The organism is Arthrobacter sp. H14 (assembly GCF_000520495.1).
Lineage (GTDB): Bacteria > Actinomycetota > Actinomycetes > Actinomycetales > Micrococcaceae > Arthrobacter_C.
In genome coordinates, this window is the sequence record NZ_KI914644.1 from 99,905 (window position 1) to 105,015 (window position 5,111).

The following is a 5,111-nucleotide window of genomic DNA, read 5'->3' on the forward strand; positions in this document are numbered from 1 at the left end:
CTTAGTACGGATCGCCGGCCGAGCACATCCGAGGCCGGCCCGAAGAGCAGCAGCGCGGGGGCGCTGACCAGCGCGAAGGTCGCATAGATCAGCACCATCGTCAGGTCGGTAAATCCGAAGGCCTGCTGGTAGGCCGGGTAGAGAGGAGTGGGCAGATAAGCACCCGCCGTTAGCACCAGGAGCAGGTAGACCGCCGTCCGTGCCTCGGCTTTGGAGCCATGAATCATCTGGGGGCGGAGAGCGCGCGTGGCATCGGCGGCAGCGGGAACGTTGAGGGGCATGGTTTCAGCTTGGCAGTGATGATTACTGAAGAGAAGCAAACAATTCAGCACGTTATTGTGTAATATGTTTGCATGATCGATTCGAAGCTGCGGGTGCTGCAAATGGTTGCCCATCACGGCACGGTGACCGCTGCGGCGGCGGCATTGCACTACACGCCTTCCGCGGTTTCACATCAGCTGCGTCAGTTGGCCGCCGAACTGGGCGTCGAGCTGTTGTCTCAATCGGGACGGGGCATCCGGCTGACCGCCGCGGCGAGAACGGTGCTGCGCCATGCCGACGTTCTGTATGAGCAAGTCGAGCGCGCCAAGGCCGAACTGGCTGCCGCCGTCGACGAACCGGGAGGCTCCTTCACGCTGTGTGGATTCTCCACCGCGGCCACGCACCTGTTGCCTCCGGCTGCAGCGGCCCTGCGGGACCGCTACCCGCAACTCAGCGTACGGGTGATCGAAGCCGAGCCGGGCAGGTGCTTTGACCTGCTGCTGGCCGGCGATGCCGACCTCGCGCTGCTGACGGCCACGGCCCAGACCCCGCCGTCGTCCGACAGCCGATTTGATCAACGGCCGCTCCTTGATGACCCACTCGACCTGATCGTTCCTGACCAGCATCCTTTGGCCGACCGCGCCACGGCCACCCTGGCTGACGCCGCTGATGAACCCTGGATCGTGGGACGGCCGGGCAGTGCCTACCACCATCTGGTGGTTACGGCGTGCATGGCCGCCGGGTTCACTCCCAATATCGCTCACCATGCCGATGAATGGGACACCGGAACCGCCCTGGTGGCACACGAATTTGGTGTCATGCTCGTTCCGCGGCTCGCCCGGTTGCACGAAGAATGGCCAGTCACGCGTATCCCTCTGCGCGGCGAACCCGCACCAGCCCGCCGCATCCTCGCCGCAACCCGTCTCGGCGGCCGGGAGCATCCGATGGTTGCGTCTGCTCTGGGGACTATCTCCGCTACAGCGGCATCGTTGCTTCCGCCACCTCAGCCCGTCGGAGACGAGGCGGAGTGACGATGCCCATGGATGGGAAGCGAGGGTCTGTCGTCAGTGCTGATGGGACCAGAATCGGCTTTGTCCAGGGCGGAACGGGCCCAGCGTTACTGATGGTTCACGGTGGCATGTGCAGTTCCGCTCGTTGGTCTCCGTTGTGGCCCGTGCTGGGCAGTCGCTTCCGCGTGACGGCGATGGATCGGCGCGGGCGGGGCTTGAGTGGGGATGGCACGTCTTACACGCTCGCAGCGGAGTGTGCAGACGTGGCCGCTCTCGCCGAAAACCTCTCGATGCAACAGGGTGCGCCGATCGACGTATTCGGGCACAGCTACGGAGCGCTGTGCGCGTTAGGCGCGGCAGCTCAATCCCCATCGGTGCGCCGGCTTGTCCTCTATGAGCCTCCTGGCACGACGACGGTATCGGCGGAGTGGATAGGCCGTATGCGGGACATGATTGACCAGGGGCAGCCCGGTCGGGCGATGTTCAGTTTCCTGGTCGACGTCGTCGGAATGCGCCCCGGGGAGGTCGAGCTGTTGCGGGACCGCGACGTGGGATACGACCCGATGCCGATTGTTGAGCGGACTCTGGTGCGCGAAGCCGAGGCGCTGGCGGCGGTTGATGTGTCCGCCTTGGCGGCTGACGTCGTGCAGCCGGTGCTGCTGCTGAGGGGCAGCGAGGGTCCTCCCTGGGCCGCAGATGTGACGATGAGCCTCGCCGGCACCTTGTCAGCCGCAACGGTCGCCACACTCCAATATCAGGGTCACGAAGCGGTTGATAGTGCCCCCGAATTGATCGCCGAATATCTGGACCGGTTCCTTTCGAGACAACGGTAAAAGACCCTTACTGTTGCAGCACTTGGTATACCTAGAACTGCTATGGTTAGATACCTTGTAGATCTAGGTATAGGAGGCGCGGGATGCGCATCGATAAGGACCTCGTCGCTGCATCGGCCACCCCGCTCGTGCTGGGCATCCTGTTGGACGGTGACCTGTACGGCTACGCGATCCTCAAACGCGTGGCGGAGCTTTCGGATGGTTCCATGCAGTGGACCGACGGGATGCTCTACCCGCTGCTGCACCGGCTCGAACGGCTCGGCTATGTGTCGTCGTCGTGGGGGACATCCGAGGCAGGGCGCCGCCGCAAGCACTACGCGATCACGCCGTCGGGCAGGGAAGCGCTCGCCGACCGGCAGGAGCAGTGGACCGTCGTCGCCGACGCGTTGCGGCAGGTGTGGCACAACGCCCAGCGGCCTCCGGCTGTGGAGGAGAGGTGGGCATGATGGAGCTGCGTCCTGAACTGGAGGCCCGGATTGACCGGTGGCGCGGCTACGTCCAGCGGCGTCAGGCCATCTCTCCGGCCGACGTCGACGAGATGGAGGATCACCTGCGCGAGCAGATTGCCGACCGGCAGGCGACCGGGCTCGACGACGAGGAGGCGTTCCTGGTGGCGATCAAACGCCTGGGCAACCTCGACGCCGTCTCACGCGAGTTTGCCCGCGAGCACTCCGACCGGCTGTGGAAGCAGCTCGCGCTTGTACCAGAGGATTCCGACGACGGCGGAGCGCCGCCGTGGCGCGAGCTGGCAGTAGTCCTGGCGCTCGCCGCGGGGGCTGGGGTAGCGGTCAAGCTGGGCCTCACCTGGCTCGACGACGGCGCGGCACTGGCACGCAACCTCGGCCTGCTCGCTTTCCCCTTCCTTGGCGCGTACTTCGCCTGGAAGCGACAGCTGACCGTAGGCGTATTGGCGATGCTGCTCATCCCCTTCGCCGTGCTGGCGGTGGTGCTCAACATCTACCCGTTTGCCTCCGGCGGTTCCACCGAATTGCTCGCAATACTGCACGCCCCGGTTGTGCTGTGGCTGCTGACAGGTGTGGCGTATGTCGGAGGGAGGTGGCGCTCTGACAGCCGGCGCATGGACTTCGCGCGGTTCACCGGCGAACTCGCGATCTACTTCACGCTCCTGGCCATCGGCGGTGCCGTCCTGATCGGACTCACCTTCGCGACCCTGCAGCTCGCCGGAACCGACCTCGAACCGGTGCTGGAGGACTGGATCCTGCCATTCGCCGTGCCTGGCGCGCTCGTCGTCGCGGCGTGGCTCGTCGAGGCGAAGCAGAACGTCGTCGAGAACATCGCCCCCGTGCTGACGCGCGTCTTCACGCCACTAACGATTGCCATGCTGCTGGTTCTGCTGGTGGTGCTCGCCGCCGCCGGTGGTGGCCTTGCCGACGTCGACCGCGAACTGCTCATCCTGATGGACGCGATCCTCATCCTCGTGCTGTCCCTGCTGCTCTACTCTATTTCCGCACGGGATTCGCTCAAGCCACCCGGATTGCCCGACGTCCTGCAGCTGACCCGGATCGCCGAGTTCGGATTCAGTCCCAACAAGGTTGCCGCGCTCGGGCTGAACCTCCTGCTGCTGGTGCATCTGCTGTGGTCGGCCTGGCTTTCCGTCGGGTTCCTGCGCCGGCGGCGGCAATTTACCGCCCTGGTGCGCTGGCAAACGCGGTACCTGCCGGTCTACGGTGCCTGGGCCGCCGTCGTCGTGGTCTTTCCGCCCATATTCAACTTCGGCTGATCAGCGCATCCGCAGCCAAATGGTGGGATGATCTCTGCAACGGGATGTGGATTTCTTCAAGGGAAGGACTTCCGATGGGCCGGCTGATTTACTTGATTATCAGTTCCCTCGACGGTTACATTGCCGATGAGTCGGGGAGTTTCGACTGGGCTGTGCCGGACGAGGAGGTGCTGGCCTTCCTGAATCACCAGGAAGAATCCGTGGGCACCTACCTCTATGGGCGCAGAATGTATGAGTTGATGTATGTCTGGGAGAACGACCCGGCCGCTGCCGCCCAGTCGCCCGAATCCGCGAACTTCGCGCGGGTCTGGCAGGCAGCGGACAAAATCGTGTACTCCACCACCCTGCCGGAAGTGTGGACGCGGAAAACGGAACTTCGTCGTGATTTCGACGCCGATGAGGTCCGGCAATTGAAGGTCCAGGCCAGGGCCGACATCAACATCGCCGGCCCGGATCTGGCCGCCCACGCATTCCGTGCCGGCCTTGTCGACGAGGTCCAGATAATGATCGCCCCGATCATCATCGGTTCGGGCAAGGCTTACTACCCCAAGTCCAAGGTGCCGCTGGTGCTGCGCGAGGAACGCCGTTTCGGGAACGGCATGATGTGGCTGCGCTACGACGTCGCCTAAGTTATCAACACCGGTCCTCGATGAGCGCCTCCCCAACCGCACCAACCCGAACAGCTGGCAGCATCGTATTGCTGGCCGTCCCCGTCTTTCTGGCCTTCAGCATTCCGCTCCTCGGGGTCGTCGCGTCGTTGCTCCTGCTGCCGCTCATTGCCCACCGCGTCCGCCTGCGGCTTTGGCCGCGGAGCCCGGCACGCTCCACCGTCGCGTGGTCAGCGCTCGCGCTCATTGGGTTGTGGCTGCCGGCGCTGCTGTCGTTGTTATCACAAGGGGCGATCCCGCTGGGCGGTCCCACGGTATGGCTGCTCATTCCGCTATGCGCACCGGGGCAGTTGTCCACGCTTATCGTTCCGGCACTGGCGGCCACGGTGTCCGTCCTCGCCGGAGCGGGCATCAGCACTCTTGCCCGCCATCCATGGCCGTGGGTCGTGGGAGCGTGGATTGCCCCCATGGCCTACATTGCAGCCAGCCGATGGTTGGTGGACGGAATCTTCTACTGTTGAAGATATGGAAATCAGCACCGACCTTGTCCGCCGCCTGATCTCCGAACAGTTCCCGCAGTGGAATCACCTCACTGTAGAGCCGGTCGCGCAGCAGGGGTGGGACAACCGGACCTTCCGCCTGGGTGAAGAACTCACCG

6 protein-coding genes and 1 pseudogene are annotated in these 5,111 nt (G+C 64.4%); 6 read left to right on the forward strand and 1 reads right to left on the reverse strand.

What is annotated here, in order from left to right:
• Positions 1 to 281 (reverse strand): annotated as a pseudogene (locus tag Y707_RS31360) (hypothetical protein); the annotation flags it as partial.
• A gap of 72 nt (positions 282 to 353) precedes the next feature.
• Here Y707_RS31360 and Y707_RS0108175 point away from each other — a divergent pair.
• The 6 genes from Y707_RS0108175 (at position 354) to Y707_RS0108200 (ending at position 4,974) form a co-directional block, all read left to right on the forward strand.
• Entirely contained in the window at positions 354 to 1,292 is a 939-nt protein-coding gene (locus tag Y707_RS0108175; protein ID WP_026534713.1) for a LysR family transcriptional regulator, read from the forward strand.
• 92 nt (positions 1,293 to 1,384) lie between these two features.
• On the forward strand, positions 1,385 to 2,104 hold the full coding sequence (locus Y707_RS28900; RefSeq protein ID WP_275451199.1) for an alpha/beta fold hydrolase: 720 nt from the start codon (positions 1,385 to 1,387) through the stop codon (positions 2,102 to 2,104).
• Between the two features lie 83 nt (positions 2,105 to 2,187).
• Positions 2,188 to 2,550, forward strand: coding sequence for a PadR family transcriptional regulator (locus Y707_RS0108185; protein ID WP_026534715.1), 363 nt, complete (start codon positions 2,188 to 2,190; stop codon positions 2,548 to 2,550).
• Positions 2,547 to 3,845, forward strand: a complete 1,299-nt coding sequence (locus tag Y707_RS0108190; RefSeq protein WP_035780839.1) for a permease prefix domain 1-containing protein — start codon at positions 2,547 to 2,549, stop codon at positions 3,843 to 3,845. Before Y707_RS0108185 ends, Y707_RS0108190 begins: the two co-directional genes overlap by 4 nt.
• Positions 3,846 to 3,919: 74 nt before the next feature.
• Positions 3,920 to 4,474 carry a dihydrofolate reductase family protein gene (locus tag Y707_RS0108195; protein WP_026534717.1) on the forward strand — a complete coding sequence of 185 codons (555 nt, stop codon included), beginning with the start codon at positions 3,920 to 3,922 and terminating at the stop codon, positions 4,472 to 4,474.
• A 20-nt stretch (positions 4,475 to 4,494) separates the two neighbouring features.
• The gene (locus tag Y707_RS0108200; RefSeq protein WP_155852830.1) at positions 4,495 to 4,974 is read left to right on the forward strand and encodes a hypothetical protein; all 480 of its coding nucleotides are present in this window, start codon (positions 4,495 to 4,497) and stop codon (positions 4,972 to 4,974) included.
• Positions 4,975 to 5,111: the final 137 nt, after the last annotated feature.